Genomic DNA, 15,579 nt, shown 5'->3' with positions numbered 1-15,579 from the left:
CTTTATCCCTCTAACCATTTTTTTAAGATAATGGTAGCATTATGGCCGCCAAATCCAAGCGAATTGGATAGGGCGTAGGTCAAATCCATGTTACGCCCGCAATTTGGTACATAATCCAGGTCACATTCCTCATCTTTAACCTGATAGCCAATCGTTGGTGGTACAAAGCCCTCCTGAAGTGCTTTGGCGCAGATAATCGCCTCTATAGCTCCTGCTGCTCCCAGTAGATGACCGGTCATTGATTTAGTCGAACTCACCGGTATTTGATAAGCTTTTTCTCCAAATATGGCTTTGATCGCTTCCGTCTCAAACTTGTCGTTGTACGGTGTACCTGTTCCATGCGGATTGATATAGGATATTTCGTCCGAACCAATTCCGGCATCAGCTAAGGCAAGCTTCATCGCCCTGGCCGCGCCTTCCCCTCCCGGTGCAGGTGCGGTCATATGGTAGGCATCGCAGCTAGCTCCATAACCAACTACTTCGCCATAGATTCTTGCATTCCTCTTTCTAGCATGCTCCAAAGATTCCAGAACCAAAATACCCGCACCTTCACCAATCACGAACCCGTCCCGCTCCTTGTCAAACGGGATGGAAGCCCTGTTGACATCATTGCTGTTGCTCAAAGCGGTCATGGAAGTAAATCCGGCTACCGCCAGAGGCGTAATCGGGGCTTCAGCGCCACCGGTAACAATCATATCCGCCTGACCGTCTCTGATCTTCCAGAAAGCTTCACCCATGGAATGCGTTGCTGAAGCGCAGGCTGTGACAATACTATAGTTAATTCCTTTGGCACCAAGCTTGATCGCAATATTCCCTGAAGCCATATTACTGATCGCCATCGGAATAAAGAAAGGGGAAACCCTGCCGGGCCCTTTCTCGGTCAGTCTGCTGTGCTGTTCTTCGATCGTTAGCAGACCGCCTATCCCCGATCCAACCAAAACACCTAATCTTTCCGGGTCGATCTCGGCTTCTTTCAGACCCGCATCTTCATAAGCCTGCTGTGCCGCCACCACTGCCAGCTGGCAGTAGCGGTCCATACGTTTGGCTTCTTTCTTATCCAAAAGCGTTTCAGGATCAAAATCTTTGATCTCGGCACCAATTTTTACTTTATGGTCCGTCGTATCAAAGGCTGTGATCGGACCTATCCCGCATTTTCCTTCTTTGATGCCCTGCCAGAATGTGGCTGCATCGTTGCCAAGCGGAGTAACCGCCCCAATTCCAGTAATAACTACGCGTGTTCTCATATTGTTGGTCTCCTCCTAAAATGCCATTCCGCCGTCAACGCTTATAACCTGGCCGGTAATGTATTCACCGGCGTCTGAAGCTAGAAATAAAACCGTATCGGCGATATTCTCCGGTTTACCAAACCGCTTTAAAGCAATGCTCTCTTTGGTCAGTTCTCTCACTTTATCCGATAACCCTGACGTCATATCCGTCTCAATAAAGCCAGGGGCTACAGCATTCACCGTGATGTTTCTGCTGCCGATTTCCTTGGCCAGTGATTTAGTAAGTCCAATAACACCGGCTTTGGCCGCTGCATAATTAACCTGCCCTGCATTTCCAAGAATTCCAACAACAGAAGTGATATTGACGATCCTGCCACTTCTTTGTTTGACCATGATAGGAACGGCATGCCGGGTACAATTGAACACCCCTTTAAGGTCTACTTCTACGACTCGGTCAAAATCGTCTTCCGACATCCTCATGAGTAAACCGTCGCGGGTTATCCCTGCGTTATTGACCAGAATGTCTATGGTTCCAAATTCTGCTTTGGCCATCGCAATCAATTGTTCCGCTTCACTGAATACACTGACGTCCGCTTTTAAGACCAAGGCCCGCCCTCCGAGATTTTCGATTTCCTGGGCAAGCTTTAACCCTTCCTGCTCGCTGCTTGCATAATTCACCGCGATATTCGCGCCTTGTTCAGCAAGCTTTAAAGCGATGGCTCTGCCAATACCCCTGCTGGCACCTGTAACAACTGCTGTTTTCCCCTTTAGCATATCCTACCTCCTTCTGGAACTCAATATTGATAGAAACCATGACATGCACTCTAGATTTCAAGTACGTTCTTAATCGTTAAAGTATTTCACCACAGCTTCGAGAGATGTCGGGTCTTCGACATTCAGAACCTTCACGTTCTTGTCAATCTTTCTCGCAAAGCCCTTTAAGACACTTCCAGGTCCCAGTTCCACAAAGGTATCTACGCCGTCGGCAAGCATCCTTCTGAAGGACATCTCCCAAAGGACGGAACGCATAACTTGTTGTGGCAATAGTTCCTTGACCGCCGACTTATCCGCCATATAATCTGCAGTAACATTGGAAATCACCGGAATCCGGGGATCAGAAAATTCAATGCCTGCCAGCTCGTCAGCCAATTTCCGGGCGGCCGGTTCGAGTAAGCCCGTATGAAACGGTCCGCTGACTTCAAGCGGGATCACCCTTTTAGCTCCGAGCTCAATAGCCCTAGCCGAAGCAGCTTCCAAGGCCTTGTTTTCCCCGGATATCACAACCTGACCTGGGCAGTTATAATTGGCAATCCGTACAACCCCGAGACTTTCAGCCCCAAGACAAGCCTGTTCGACCCCGGATGTTTCCAAACCGAGGACTGCAGCCATTCCTCCAACACCCTGAGACACAGCCTCCTGCATATACCTGCCTCTGTTCCGGACCAGTTTCACAGCCGCCTCAAATGGCAATACACCGCTCAAGACCAAGGCAGAATATTCACCCAGACTGAATCCGGCTGTCAGATCAGGATTGATCCCCTGATCCATCAGCGCCCTTGCGGCTGCCACACTGACCGTAAGAATGGCCGGCTGTGTATGTTCAGTTTTATCCAGTTCCTCTTTGGGTCCGTTAAAACACAGGCCACTCAGCGAATATCCAAGTTCCTGATCCGCCAGGTCAAAAACTGCCCACGAAACATCGTTATGCTGATAAAGTTCTTTTCCCATGCCAACATACTGTGAACCCTGGCCCGCAAAAATAAACGCTGTCTTTCTATCCATTCTTTCCGTATCCTCCAATAATCATCCGATAATCATCCGAATATGGGGGACAAAGGGATGGTTCTTTCGTCCCCCATACGTATCCCTTTAGCGGGTAATACTGTCAAGCTTAATAGCTTTCAGACGTTCCTCTGCCTGGGCAAACATTTCTTCAATAATCTCTTTGCAGGTCTGTTCTTTTTTAATCAGACCTGCAATTTGCCCAGCCATTACCGATCCGTAATCCGTATCTCCCTCTTTTACAGCCTTGCGCAGCGCACCGGCGCCAAGCGTCTCATACTGCTCCAGAGGTGCCCCCGTCCTTTCCAGCTCTTCAAACTGCCGGGTAAGTTTATTTCTGAGGACTCTGACCGGATGACCAGTTGGCCTGCCTGTAACGACTGAATCGATATCTTTAGCTTTCAGGATTCTATCCTTATAGTTTTGATGCACGGTACATTCTTCGGCAGTTAGGAACCTTGTGCCAACCTGGACACCACTTGCACCCAACATAAAAGCTGCGGCAATCCCTCTGCCGTCACCGATTCCCCCAGCAGCAATCACCGGAATATTTACAGCGTCAATCACCTGAGGAAGCAAGGCCATGGTCGTAAGTTCACCGACATGTCCGCCGGACTCTCCCCCTTCCGCCACAACGGCATCTGCCCCCTCCTTCTCCATCCTGCGGGCCAGCGCAACGGAAGGAACTACGGGAATGACCGTAATGCCGTTTTCTTTCCACATTTTAATATATTTCCCGGGACTTCCGGCGCCTGTCGTCACTACTTTTACCCCTTCTTCACAGACGAGGTGGGCAATGGCTCCGGCATTTTCACTTAACAGCATGATATTTACGCCAAAAGGCTTGTCTGTCAGAGCTTTGGCCTTCCTAATCTCTTCTTTGACATATTCGACAGGTGCATTGGCCCCCGCAATGATACCGATTCCGCCGGCGTTTGATACAGCCGATGCAAGTGAGCTGTCCGAAATCCAGGCCATACCGCCTTGAATCAGCGGGTATTTTACGCCCAGCTTATAAAAAAAATCAAAGTTATTCATGCCACTCTCTCCTTCAATTCGTTCGCTTACTCATATAGTCAACCAGATCTGCTACGCTGATTAATTCTTCAAGATCTTCAGTCGGAATTTCAATCCTGTATACATCTTCCAGCTCCATAACAATTTCAAAAATGCTTAGAGAGTCAATCCCGAGGTCTTGCTGGAACTTGGTGGACAGCTGTATTTTCTCCGGTTCAATCTCAATCTGGGAGGCAATAATCCTGCAGATCGTGTCAAAAGGCATCACTTACCCCCTATGGTCCATTTAATCAGCATCGCGCCATAGGTGAGTCCTCCTCCAAATCCGACAAGAACGAGCAGATCCTCTTTATGGATTAACTTCCCTTTGGCCATTTCATCCAAGGCAATTGGGATACTCGCACTCGAGGTATTTCCATAACTGGGAAGGTTGACATAAAACTTCGCCTGATCCACCTGCAGCTTTTTGGCCGCTGAATCGATGATCCGCAGGTTCGCCTGGTGCGGTATGATATGGTTAATGTCTTCCAGCGTATAAGGTGTATTTTCAAGTATCTTCAAAATACACTCAGGTAAAATATTGACTGCAAATTTAAAAACTTCCCGTCCGTTCATTTTGGCATGTGGGGGCTTTGCTTCCTCGGCCTCAATAAAGACGTTCTTGAGCGGAAGGGCAGGACATTCCAAACATTCGCCTTTGCTCCCATCAGAACCGATTACTTCGGAAATGATGCCTTGATTTCCTCTTTTGATAACCGCCGCGCCAGCCCCGTCTGCAAACAGGACACAAGTGCCGCGGTCTTCCCAGTCCGTTATTTTGGAAAGGGCCTCGGCACCAATGATCAGTGCCTTTTGATACATCCCTGTTCTGATAAACTGGGAGGCAATGCTGAGTCCAAAAATAAAACCGGTGCAAGCCGCACTGATATCAAAACAAGCTGCCCGGCTGGCTCCGAGACTATTCTGGACAAAACATGCCGTTGACGGGAAAAAATAGTCCGGTGTAACCGTGGCCACAATAATCAGATCAAGCTCCTCAGCGGCAACTCCGGCATCATCAAGCGCTCTGCGGGCGGCTGCAACTGCCAGATCCGCTGTGGTTTCCGTCAGTGAAATTCTACGTTCTTTGATCCCTGTCCGGGTACGGATCCATTCATCGCTTGTGTCAACAATCTTAGACAGATCATCATTCGTCACCCTGTTTTCAGGAACATAGCTGCCAGTGCCAATTATCTCGACGTCATACATATTTCCAAATTTCCTTTTCTCTCATATTATTTCGTTTATTATCATCCATTACGAATCTTCTGTTCGTTTACCTTTTTCATGTATCTTTTATCTCTTGTTAATGGTTAAAGGAATACTTCGAATCAAAAAATTCGGTGAGTTTCTGCAATGATTCGATTAAAATATTCTCCTGTTCCCCTAATCCGAGAAGCATATGCTTGACCATATCCAGATGGAATTTTTCATGAATCCTGTAGGCAAGCTTTCCCCTTCGGGTCAGACTGATCCTGACAATTCTCCGGTCTGCCTCATCCCTTTGTCTGGAAACGTACTCCTTTTTAACGAGGTTATTGATGAAAGAAGTAAGCGCTCCGACAGTGATACCCAGATCAGCGGCAACCTGAGACATTGTCCTGTCCTGATACATTCCAATCGCTTCAATCGCATGCAGTTCTGAGATAGACAAATTATTTAATGGTCCTTTCTTAATCTCATTCTGCTCTACATCTAGAATTTGATTAAATGTTCCAATCAGAAGTTCATTTAAAACAGTACGAAAATTTGTTTCCAACCTTTCACTTCCTCTCAGCGCATAATCAAAGTTTACCTTATTTTTAATTTGGTTGTCAAATATTTTAGTATTCAAACTAACTTGTACATCTCCTGCTTTAATCTGAATATTTTAGAAGTATTTTCACTATCCCTTTATGGATTTTCTTATTCTAACCTTTAAAACGAAAAAAATTTGGGGTTGGGTTTGTCCTTCTGTCCGGCAGACAGGTAATCCTTTCATACAATGAGAAGAGAAAAAATATCTGCTGGGAGTGAGCTTTCATGACCTGTCCGAAAGGAACAATCCCATATCAAATCAAGCCGGGTGATACTTTTTATAGCCTTGCCCGCAAATTCAATACAACTGCAGAGGCAATTGCATCGGTGAACACAGGAGTAAACCCAAATAACCTGAAACCGGGGGTCTTGATCTGCATTCCAATCAGGAGGAGCGTTGTTTCATGTCCACCAGCGAACCGTTATGTTATCAAAGCAGGTGATACCTTTTCCAAATTGGCTGGTAAATACCACCTTTCAACAACTTCGCTTATCTCACTGAACCCCGGAGTTGATCCCACGAACCTGCGGATCGGCCAAATGATCTGTCTTCCTGTCAAGAGACGGAGAAGATCCCGCTAAGGACTATGTGATCAAAGATATAAGAAGTGACAGAACAAATAAATTCCAGAAGGATTCCACAGCAGCCATGATTTGCGTCCCGCTTTTTTCCGGTGTCACATTAAAAGTTTCCCCCACTGAAATACTACCAATGCTTAAAGAAAGAAACGAAATAAACTGAGTTACACGCGTTTTTCCGATTGTCCCGGAAAAGGAAGACGGATAAAGCGAGTAGACCAGATTAAAGAGCAGTGCAAAAAACAAAATGACTGTTATCAGCGGAAGAATAATATCCTTTAGTTTGGCGTCTTTCCTTTCCTCGAGGGTTAACGTTTCGAAGATATATGTCCCGGCGCCCAGAGAAGCAATGATCGCATAGATATTAACAAAAAAAATAAATTTTGAATATCCTCTGCTGAAACTGCGGCCGTACAAACTAAATCCGACCGTAAGCGCGGCCGCAGCTCCAAAAATTGCCGGCGTAAGCAAAATCAGATTGGCTCTGGACGGAATCGAAGGTTCAAAGAGAGGATGGATGCCGTTATTCCAGCTATTTTGCTGCATTGGACAGCCCCAAGGCTTTCTGGGATTGCCCGGCTGCGGTTGATAATAATAATTTACCGGATTGCTGTGGTTTACGGCATATCTGTAATTAAAATCATTCGTGTGAGTCACCCCATTCCAAAAAATGATCATGGCAATAATAATATATGCGGCCTTCTTCAATAATTTTCCATTTATGCAAGCCTTATGAAAAAAGACGCCGAGGCGTCTTTAGAAATTTATTGATTTTGCTAACCACATAGTAAATTAATTTTTGTTCATAATAATAAGAGGTATAAACGCCAAAGCTTTAACGTTAATAAGATACTCGCCCAAGGAGGTGAAAAAAATGGGTTCAATTAAATGTACAGTCACCGAGTGTCATTACAATAAAGATGTCATGTGCGATGCGCCGATGATTCAGGTGAATCACAGAGGGGTCAAGTATTCCCAAGGCTCGGAAGAGACACAGTGTGATACCTTCAAACCTCAGAAGTAATGAATGCCAGACGTATGAAATTCCAGAGCCCATGTTCGCACCATGTCACCGTTAGTATGGTACGAACATGAGCTTTCTATTTTATTGTTTTCTGTAAACCGTTCCCTGAAACATGGCGATGAGATTGTCTTTCTCATCCGTGACTTCAACCAGATAGGTCGCTATTTTCCGGTTTAGGGATACTTCTTTGGCCCTGGCGGTGAGTATTCCCAGACCGGCAGCTTGACAATAGGTAATACTGACATTTACGGCAATTGCCGTACCCTCCCGGGAATTCGACGCTGCAGCGAGTGCCGAATCCGCCAGCGTGAAAATGGCTCCGCCCTGAGCGATCCCAAGCGCATTTAAATGGCGCTCGTCTATCTTTAACCTGGCCTCAGCTGTTCCGGCTTCGGCTTTGAGTATTTCTATCCCAACATATTTTGCAAAAATATCCTTACCCATTTCCTCTAATATGTTATCCATTTTGTCATCCTTTCTGCCGAGCCGGCATGAACCAAAGGAAGTTCAAACCAGAAATGGCTTCCCTTTCCCTCTTGACTGTCAAATCCAAGATTTCCGCCCATCAGTTCAATTAATTCTCTGGCAACCGGCAACCCAATCCCGGTACCTTCGATTAAATGGTTGATATTCGATGCCCTGAAAAAAGGATCAAATATCTTACCCTGTTCTTCCAACGGAATGCCTAAACCACTATCGATGATGCTTAACCGCAGCCACCCATCAAACTCCTGACAGCTGGATTCAACCATTCCATTATCAAAACTATATTTAATCGCATTCGAAAAAATATTCAGCAGCACTTGTTTCAAACGGATCTGGTCTGCCGCCACACAATAATTCTCACACCCGGAATACGCTGCCGTGATCGCAATTCCTTTCAGATCAGCCAGAGGCTTGACTAAATTGATCGAAGCTTCTAGGACAGGTTTTATTTCTACCGGTTTAATCACGACATCAAATTTGCCTGTTTCAATCTTCGCGAGATCAAGGACTTTATTAATCAGGTCAAGCAAGTGGTTCCCTGCTTTATAGATTTCTTTGACACTCTGCTTCTGAAATTCGTTTAAAGAAGCCTCCGTATCGATCTCCAGGAGTTGGGCAAAGCCCATAATCGCATTCAGGGGTGTTTTAAATTCGTGGCTCATACTCGAGAGGAATTCCGATTTGGCCAGGCTGGCCCGTTCAGCCTCCATCTTGGCTGAAATAAGCGAATTCTCCAGCGCCTTCCTATCGGTAATATTCCTTACGGAGATGGAAACACTATGCCTATCATTGTCAATAAGGGCTATCCGTGCCTGATACCAACGGACGCCTTTTGAAGTGTTCAGGAAATATTCAAATACCTCCGGTTCCTTGCCTTGAATAGCACGATTGATCAAGGTCATGTTGATCTTTGCGGTCTCCTCATCCATAACGGAATAAAAGGAGGAACCAATGATTTCAGCAGCCGGTCTAATTAAAATACTCTGATCATTTGTCCAAGCATTCCGAACGATCCCGGATTCATCTACTTCAAAAATAGCATCATCAATGGATTTTACCAGGGCCTGCAGATTTTCTTCCTTTTTCCTGATTTCAGACTGGTAAACTGTCAGATTGGCATCGAGATGATGCAGCCGTTTACCTAATTGTACGACTGAGACTGCCGTATCCTGCAACTCTTCAATGAAGAAATCCGGTTGTTCCTGGAGGTGCTGTCCTGTACCGATATCAAGGACCATCTGCTTAATCCTGGCCAGAGGGTCCGAGATCGCCTTGTTTATTCGATGAGCTTTCCGGTAAAACATGATGATAAATATACCATAGAAAATAAGAAGACCTACAATGATAAAACGGCCAATACGGTACAATTGATCGCTTAAACCGTTCAGCGCGGCATAGAGCTTTTCTCCCTGACCAGCAATCGGCATACCTGATACTTCTTTATGCAGCCAGAAGTGCGCGAGAATGAACATAGCAATAAACACCAATCCCATGATAATCAATGGAATGAGTGCTTCGCAAACATAGGTGCGCCAAGTCCACTGGAAAAGCGGTAGCTTTTTCTTTAACTCTTTTGACCTCATTCCAACACCGCCGCCGTTTATTACATTCAATGACCATAGGCAGAACTTGTTATTTATAGATTTCCGTAATTTCCCTGATTACCGGCATAATTTTCAGAAAATGATCGACAAGAGAAGGATCGAAGTGTGTGCCTCTACCTTTTTCTATCTCAGCTGAGGCTTCGTCGATTTCCCACGCCTTCTTGTAAGGACGCTCCGAAATCAAAGCATCAAACACATCACAAATGGCGGTGATTCGTCCCACCAACGGGATTTCCTCTCCTTGAAGCCCGTTCGGATAACCGTTTCCATCCCATTTTTCATGATGATACAGCGCAATCTGCTCAGCAAGCTTAATCATTTCCGCTGAACTGCCGGCCAGGATCTGAGCCCCTTTAACGGTATGGGTTTTCATTTTTTCCCAATCATCAGGAGTGAGTTTTCCTGGTGTCAGCAGTACTTCGTCGGGAATGCCAATTTTCCCAATGTCATGCAGCGTACTGGCATGAAACATTAGTTCACAGTCTTTTTCCGGCAATCCGAAGGCTTTACCAAGTTCATACGTGTATTTGCTCATTCGCAGAATGTGATTTCCTGTCTCGCTGTCCCGAAATTCTGCGGCTCTCGCCAGCCTGTGGATCAGTTCAACCTGCAAATCTTCCAGTTCTTTTGTTCTCTCCTGGACTTTATTGACCAGTCTGCGGTTGTTCTCTTTGATTTCGTTGTTCAGTAAACGTATTTCCAGTATATTTTTGATTCGCATCAGAACTTCAGCATAATCGAACGGCTTCCCAATAAAATCTTTGGCGCCGAGCGTCAAGGCTTTCAGTCTGTGCTCCTGATCGTTGTAGGCTGTAATGGCAATGATCGGAAGAAAGTCATCCTCTTTGACTGCATTCAACTGCTCCATTACCTCAAATCCATCAAGGTAAGGCATCCTTAAATCCATTAAAATCAGATCGGGATTATGCTCTCGATATAAGGACAGGGTTTCCCTGGAATCAGTGGTGGACATGATATTGCTGTATCCCGACATTTTTAACAGTTTTTCAAGTAACAAAATATTTACAGAATTATCGTCGACGATCAGTATTCTGGCCCTTGAAATACTATCAGTATTTATCTTCATCCGCCTCCCAATCTTTCACAAATCAACTGCTTATTAATGAGGAAATTTCCGGTCAGCCGGCCACTATATCTTAATATACCTTATTCTTATGGGAAATTCTAGATAAAAAATGTTTATCCTTGGAATCTCTACAAATTTTTTAAAATTTTTGCAGAAAATAAACAAGAACAGATATATTCAATATGATCAGAACAGGGATACCGTATATAAAGGCCTTATGCTTGGTTTTGTGCCGAAAGAAACGCATGGCCAGATAGATCCCCGGAGCACCAAATATCAGTCCTGTAAGAAAGAAACGGCGTTCAGGGACCCGCCGGCCTCCCCGTTTGGCCTTATATTTGTCCCACCCCATAACGGAAAAACCATAAATATTTACAAGGACAATGTATCCCCATATAAGCCAGTTATATTCCATATCTGCAGCCTCCTTGCTCAGTTAAAAACCATTTATGACCAAAATCATACCATGAATGAGACAGGAAAAAAATACGCAGAGAAATGCTTGAAAAGATATTAGGACTAAATAGGACAAAATATAAAGATATAGGACAAAACATAAAGATTAATAGAAAAAATGCTGAGAAGTTTGAAAAATTAGCCAGAATACTTTATACTTTGTTTTGACAATTTGTATTTTTTTAGTTATACTAAGTATTGCTCGTTAATATTTGAGGGATTAGAAGACCTTCTCGACTGCCTCAGGCTCAGGGAAGATGTCGAATCAACTTCCAATGAGGCGGGTAATAAATCTAGGAGGTCATTTATGTATAATGACAAAACACTAAGTTGTAAAGACTGTGGCCGTGAATTCACTTTTTCTGCATCCGAGCAGGAATTCTACGCTGAAAAAGGATTCACGAACGAACCAGGCCGCTGCCCCGAATGCCGTTCAGCAAGAAAAGCACAGAGCAGAAATGGTGGCTATTCGCGCCCTCAACGTGAAATGTTCCCTGCTGTTTGTTCTGCTTGTGGCAAAGAAACCACAGTACCTTTCCAACCTACTGGTGACAAACCTGTTTATTGCCGGGATTGCTACCAACCCCGCTCCAGAAACAACTGGTAATTTAATTGTTATCAGACCCTTCCGGGTATCTTACCCGGGGGGGTTTTTGTTTTGAGAGCCTATTTATTTTTTATGATTAATTTTTCCATTTGACCCCTTGACTACCAGATATAGTATCTGTAAACTTTATATAGTACTACTTGTAGTTTACTAACCGGATTTACAGTCCGAATGAATTTTGGAGGTATAAACGTTGCGTAACAATACGGAAGTTTGGAAAAAGTGGCCCAAAGCCAATCTTTCGCCGAATGCCAGAGTTGTCCTGGAACGGAGATATTTGAAGCAGGAAAATGACCAAAAATGCGAGACGCCGGAAGTGATGTTTTACCGGGTTGCTTCGGTCATTGCCGGCGCTGAAGAAAAGTATGGTAAGAATCCGCAGGAAATTGAAGATTTGACCAAAGAATTTTACACGGTCATGGCTAATTTGGAGTTTATGCCGAATTCGCCGACACTGATGAATGCCGGGCGTGACCTTGGACAGTTAAGTGCCTGCTTTGTTTTGCCGGTCGGGGACAGTATGGAGGATATATTTGATGCACTGAAACATGCAGCAATTATACATAAGTCAGGCGGCGGAACAGGCTTTAACTTTTCCCGGCTGCGCCAGAAGAACAGCATGGTGCGTTCCACTGGAGGGGTTGCTTCCGGTCCGGTTTCGTTTATGAAAGTCTTTAATGCCGCTACGGAGGCTGTCAAACAAGGAGGAACAAGACGCGGCGCCAACATGGGCATTCTTCGGATCGACCACCCGGATATTCTGGAATTTATCAGCTGCAAAGAAGATAACCGAGATATTAACAACTTCAATGTTTCGGTTGCTGTAACGGAATCATTTATGAAAGCTGTGGAAAATGACACGGAATATGACCTGATTGACCCTCATTCTGGAAAGTCGGCAGGTAAGCTCCCCGCCAAACAAGTCTTCGCTAAAATTGTTGACCACGCTTGGCGGAACGGTGAACCAGGCATGATCTTTATTGACCGGATGAACCGCGATAATCCGACGCCGCATATTGGCGTGATTGAGGCTACCAACCCCTGTGGCGAACAACCCTTACTCCCCAATGAAGCATGCAATCTTGGCTCCATTAATTTAAAGCTTATGGCGGCGGAAAAGGACGGAAAGACCGTAATTGACTGGGAGCGTTTAGGCTATGTCACAAGGCTCGCGACCCGTTTTCTTGATGATGTGATTGATATCAACCAATATCCTCTTCCCGTAATCGAAGAAATGGTCAAAGGAAACCGGAAAATTGGCCTGGGTGTTATGGGTTTTGCAGATTTGATGATTCTTCTGCAGACATCCTATATTTCCGAAGAAAGTACAGCCTTCGCCGAAAAGATTATGGAATTCATCCGTACCGAATCCCGTATAGAGTCCCAGCGACTGGCCAAGGAACGCGGTACCTTTCCTAATTATCAGGGTTCCATTTATGACGGCAAGATCGAATTACGCAATGCTACACTGACTACAGTTGCCCCGACAGGGACGATATCGATGATCTGCGGTGCTTCCAGCGGCGTGGAGCCGCTCTTTGCCGTGGCCTATACTAAAACGGTCATGGACGGTACGGCACTGATTGAGGTCAACCCGCTTTTTGAAGATTATGCGCATAAGTATGGCTTTTACTCAAAGGAGCTTATGTCCAAAATTGCCGAACGAGGTAACGTCTTCGGTTTGCCGGAAGTCCCGGAATGGGTACAGAAGGTCTTTGTTACCGCGCAGGAGATCTCTCCTGAATGGCATATCCGAATTCAGGCTGCTTTTCAAAAATATACGGATAATGCGGTTTCCAAAACTATTAATTTTGCAAATACAGCTACCTGCGAAGATGTTGCCGAAGCGTTTCGTTTAGCCTTTGAGCTTGGCTGCAAAGGAATTACGGTCTATCGGGACGGCAGCCGTGAACAGCAGGTGCTGTCTGCCGGAACGAAAGAAACTGCCAATCCGGCGGCTGATTTCAAAGCCACAGCTGAACCTGAGACGACTGCAAAGCTCGAGACCACCACTGAATCTGAAGCAACCGCTTCTGCACCGATGCCTACCATCAAGCCGAGGCCCCGCCCGCCGGTGACTGTCGGCGTCACTGAAAAGATTAAAATTGGTTGCGGTAATCTCTATGTTAGCGTAAACGCCGATGAAACCAGTATCTGTGAAGTGTTTACCAATACGGGAAGAGCCGGTGGCTGTTCTTCCCAATCGGAAGCAACCTCCCGCCTAATCTCGATCGCGATGCGTTCAGGTATCTCTGTTGATGCTATCATAGAGCAGATCCGTGGAATCCGCTGCCCCGCCTGCATCCGAAGAGAAGGTGTCAATGTCACCTCGTGCCCGGATGCAATCTCGCGGGTAATCAAAAAGTATAAGGATATCGGCGTAAACGGTAATTCTGCGATTATCAATCGCAATAAAACGGAAGAACCTGTCCTTTCGGATGATTTGAAGAAAACTGAAAAAGCCGTAATTAAAAAAGCTCAGGCCGCCGTCGCGATCGACAATGCCTGCCCTGAATGCGGAATGCCCGTGAATCACGAAGGCGGCTGCATGGTCTGCATCCACTGCGGCTATTCCAAATGCGGGTAAAATAACGACTTTTGAAAATGCACAGCCAATACACAGTCATCATTTTCCATTGATGACTGTGTATTTTTTTCTAAAAAATATCAAAAACTACAGGCAGCGAATAATTCTTGGTGAGGTGAATCACGCGATGGCGAAAGACAGACGCAAAGTCAAAGAAGTATTGACAACCAATAACTCGCTTGCTTGGGGTCACCTGAACAACACTCATCCGATGCCGGCAGGCTCGATTGCTTTTGCCAGTCCGCAGGCGATTGGCGGGATGGCTGAAGATAGAAGACGGTCCCCGGATAAAGCGTAGCGGAGGAATAGAAAAGTGGCCAATAATAAAAAGAAGGAAACTTTTATGGCGAACCCTGTTGAGAAACATACTACCGCTGCCTGGGACAGCCGCTTTGAAACAAAGAAGCCTGTATCAAATGTAGGCATTCCCGGAGAACTTGAAGTTCGCAATGCCAAAGAATATGTGGACTCTAACGAAAAATAAACAATTTGGGTCAAGGGGCTGTTGCAAAACGAATAGTAATCATTCGCATGCAGCAGCTCCTTTCCTATTGTTAATTACTTTAATGTAGAAAAATGCTTTCTTCTTGTGAATGATAAACTTTTTCTCTTGACAAATAAATCCTTAAAACATAGTATTTATACTGACTAGTCAGTATAAAGTGTAAAGGAGAAAGGGATGACAAACCAAAAAGATAAAGCAATATTTCAGGCTGCACTTCAATTATTCGCTGTCAATGGGTTTGAACGAACGACAATGGAAGACATTGCCTCTCAGGCAAAAGTTGCCAAAGGGACATTATTTTACCGGCACAAAAGCAAAGAAGAATTATTTGTCAGTATGATTCGCTGGACTATCGACCAATTTGTCGCAACAGTTAAAGAATCAGCCGAAAATGTAGAAGGAGCAATCCAACAGTTAGAAAAGTTAATTGAGGTTCAAACAAAGCTTTCCTTTGAACATCCTGAGTTTGCAAAAGTACTTTTAAGCGAAGTTTGGGGAAGACAAGACAGGCAACTCCTGCTGCGTGAAAGTTTAAGAGAATATTTGCAATTCATTGAAAAAATTATTCAGGAAGGAATAGAAAAGAAGGAAATCAGGCCTTTGGGCCCGGAACTTCTGGCTGTCTCCATATTTGGCATGACAGCGGCAGCAAGTCTTCGCATCCTATTATCCAATCAGAAGATCTCTTACGAAGCCACCGTAGAAGAAATCAAAGGGTATTGGTTAACTGGGATCAAATTATCAGAAAATCTTTGAAAAAACAATAGGAGCTGCAGTAGCTAA

19 protein-coding genes are annotated in these 15,579 nt (G+C 45.1%); 7 read left to right on the top strand and 12 right to left on the bottom strand.

Annotated elements, in window-relative coordinates; all coding sequences use genetic code 11:
• Positions 1 to 2 precede the first annotated feature (2 nt).
• From fabF to A7D23_RS13870, 7 genes are all read right to left on the bottom strand, one after another.
• Positions 3 to 1,244: a beta-ketoacyl-ACP synthase II gene (fabF, locus tag A7D23_RS13900; RefSeq protein WP_019224680.1), complete on the bottom strand. Its 1,242-nt coding sequence runs from the start codon at positions 1,242 to 1,244 to the stop codon at positions 3 to 5.
• Between the two features lie 15 nt (positions 1,245 to 1,259).
• Positions 1,260 to 2,000, bottom strand: a complete 741-nt coding sequence (fabG, locus tag A7D23_RS13895; RefSeq protein ID WP_019224679.1) for a 3-oxoacyl-[acyl-carrier-protein] reductase — start codon at positions 1,998 to 2,000, stop codon at positions 1,260 to 1,262.
• A gap of 69 nt (positions 2,001 to 2,069) precedes the next feature.
• Positions 2,070 to 3,008 carry an ACP S-malonyltransferase gene (fabD, locus tag A7D23_RS13890; protein ID WP_025206191.1) on the bottom strand — a complete coding sequence of 313 codons (939 nt, stop codon included), beginning with the start codon at positions 3,006 to 3,008 and terminating at the stop codon, positions 2,070 to 2,072.
• Between the two features lie 87 nt (positions 3,009 to 3,095).
• On the bottom strand, positions 3,096 to 4,046 hold the full coding sequence (gene fabK, locus A7D23_RS13885) for an enoyl-[acyl-carrier-protein] reductase FabK (RefSeq protein ID WP_019224677.1): 951 nt from the start codon (positions 4,044 to 4,046) through the stop codon (positions 3,096 to 3,098).
• A gap of 13 nt (positions 4,047 to 4,059) precedes the next feature.
• Positions 4,060 to 4,290 carry an acyl carrier protein gene (locus A7D23_RS13880; protein WP_019224676.1) on the bottom strand — a complete coding sequence of 77 codons (231 nt, stop codon included), beginning with the start codon at positions 4,288 to 4,290 and terminating at the stop codon, positions 4,060 to 4,062.
• Positions 4,290 to 5,273 (bottom strand): beta-ketoacyl-ACP synthase III, encoded by a 984-nt coding sequence (locus A7D23_RS13875; RefSeq protein ID WP_019224675.1) that lies wholly within the window; start codon positions 5,271 to 5,273, stop codon positions 4,290 to 4,292. The genes A7D23_RS13880 and A7D23_RS13875 overlap by 1 nt, the downstream gene beginning before the upstream one ends.
• 97 nt (positions 5,274 to 5,370) lie before the next feature.
• Entirely contained in the window at positions 5,371 to 5,898 is a 528-nt protein-coding gene (locus A7D23_RS13870) for a MarR family winged helix-turn-helix transcriptional regulator (RefSeq protein ID WP_019224674.1), read from the bottom strand.
• 188 nt (positions 5,899 to 6,086) lie between these two features.
• On the opposite strand from A7D23_RS13870, the gene A7D23_RS13865 reads away from it, so the two are divergent.
• Complete coding sequence (locus A7D23_RS13865; RefSeq protein WP_019224673.1) at positions 6,087 to 6,443, top strand: LysM domain-containing protein; 357 nt, start codon at positions 6,087 to 6,089, stop codon at positions 6,441 to 6,443.
• 3 nt (positions 6,444 to 6,446) lie between these two features.
• On the opposite strand, the gene A7D23_RS13860 is transcribed toward A7D23_RS13865, so the two are convergent.
• The gene (locus A7D23_RS13860; RefSeq protein ID WP_242871538.1) at positions 6,447 to 6,986 is read right to left on the bottom strand and encodes a hypothetical protein; all 540 of its coding nucleotides are present in this window, start codon (positions 6,984 to 6,986) and stop codon (positions 6,447 to 6,449) included.
• A gap of 328 nt (positions 6,987 to 7,314) precedes the next feature.
• On the opposite strand from A7D23_RS13860, the gene A7D23_RS15745 reads away from it, so the two are divergent.
• A complete protein-coding gene (locus A7D23_RS15745) occupies positions 7,315 to 7,464 on the top strand; it encodes a DUF1540 domain-containing protein (protein ID WP_019224671.1) in 150 nt (49 codons plus the stop codon).
• 81 nt (positions 7,465 to 7,545) lie between these two features.
• On the opposite strand, the gene A7D23_RS13855 is transcribed toward A7D23_RS15745, so the two are convergent.
• The 4 genes from A7D23_RS13855 to A7D23_RS13840 form a co-directional block, all read right to left on the bottom strand.
• Positions 7,546 to 7,929, bottom strand: a complete 384-nt coding sequence (locus tag A7D23_RS13855; protein ID WP_019224670.1) for a hotdog fold thioesterase — start codon at positions 7,927 to 7,929, stop codon at positions 7,546 to 7,548.
• Positions 7,914 to 9,533, bottom strand: coding sequence for a HAMP domain-containing sensor histidine kinase (locus A7D23_RS13850; RefSeq protein WP_019224669.1), 1,620 nt, complete (start codon positions 9,531 to 9,533; stop codon positions 7,914 to 7,916). Before A7D23_RS13850 ends, A7D23_RS13855 begins: the two co-directional genes overlap by 16 nt.
• Positions 9,534 to 9,582: 49 nt before the next feature.
• Positions 9,583 to 10,641, bottom strand: a complete 1,059-nt coding sequence (locus tag A7D23_RS13845; RefSeq protein ID WP_019224668.1) for an HD domain-containing phosphohydrolase — start codon at positions 10,639 to 10,641, stop codon at positions 9,583 to 9,585.
• Positions 10,642 to 10,780: 139 nt separating this feature from the next.
• Positions 10,781 to 11,056, bottom strand: a complete 276-nt coding sequence (locus A7D23_RS13840) for a DUF1294 domain-containing protein (RefSeq protein WP_019224667.1) — start codon at positions 11,054 to 11,056, stop codon at positions 10,781 to 10,783.
• 348 nt (positions 11,057 to 11,404) lie between these two features.
• On the opposite strand from A7D23_RS13840, the gene A7D23_RS13835 reads away from it, so the two are divergent.
• The 5 genes from A7D23_RS13835 (at position 11,405) to A7D23_RS13820 (ending at position 15,552) form a co-directional block, all read left to right on the top strand.
• Positions 11,405 to 11,704 carry a zinc-ribbon domain containing protein gene (locus A7D23_RS13835; protein WP_021315824.1) on the top strand — a complete coding sequence of 100 codons (300 nt, stop codon included), beginning with the start codon at positions 11,405 to 11,407 and terminating at the stop codon, positions 11,702 to 11,704.
• Positions 11,705 to 11,897: 193 nt separating this feature from the next.
• Entirely contained in the window at positions 11,898 to 14,291 is a 2,394-nt protein-coding gene (locus A7D23_RS13830; RefSeq protein WP_019224664.1) for a vitamin B12-dependent ribonucleotide reductase, read from the top strand.
• Between the two features lie 127 nt (positions 14,292 to 14,418).
• Positions 14,419 to 14,589, top strand: a complete 171-nt coding sequence (locus A7D23_RS16180) for a hypothetical protein (RefSeq protein WP_019224663.1) — start codon at positions 14,419 to 14,421, stop codon at positions 14,587 to 14,589.
• A gap of 15 nt (positions 14,590 to 14,604) precedes the next feature.
• Positions 14,605 to 14,775: a DUF3787 domain-containing protein gene (locus A7D23_RS13825; protein ID WP_015044768.1), complete on the top strand. Its 171-nt coding sequence runs from the start codon at positions 14,605 to 14,607 to the stop codon at positions 14,773 to 14,775.
• Between the two features lie 195 nt (positions 14,776 to 14,970).
• A complete protein-coding gene (locus A7D23_RS13820; protein ID WP_019224662.1) occupies positions 14,971 to 15,552 on the top strand; it encodes a TetR/AcrR family transcriptional regulator in 582 nt (193 codons plus the stop codon).
• Positions 15,553 to 15,579 lie beyond the last annotated feature (27 nt).

It is taken from the genome of Dehalobacter sp. TeCB1 (assembly GCF_001707455.1).
GTDB lineage: Bacteria > Bacillota > Desulfitobacteriia > Desulfitobacteriales > Syntrophobotulaceae > Dehalobacter > Dehalobacter restrictus.
This window is presented reverse-complemented; position numbering and strand designations above follow the sequence as displayed.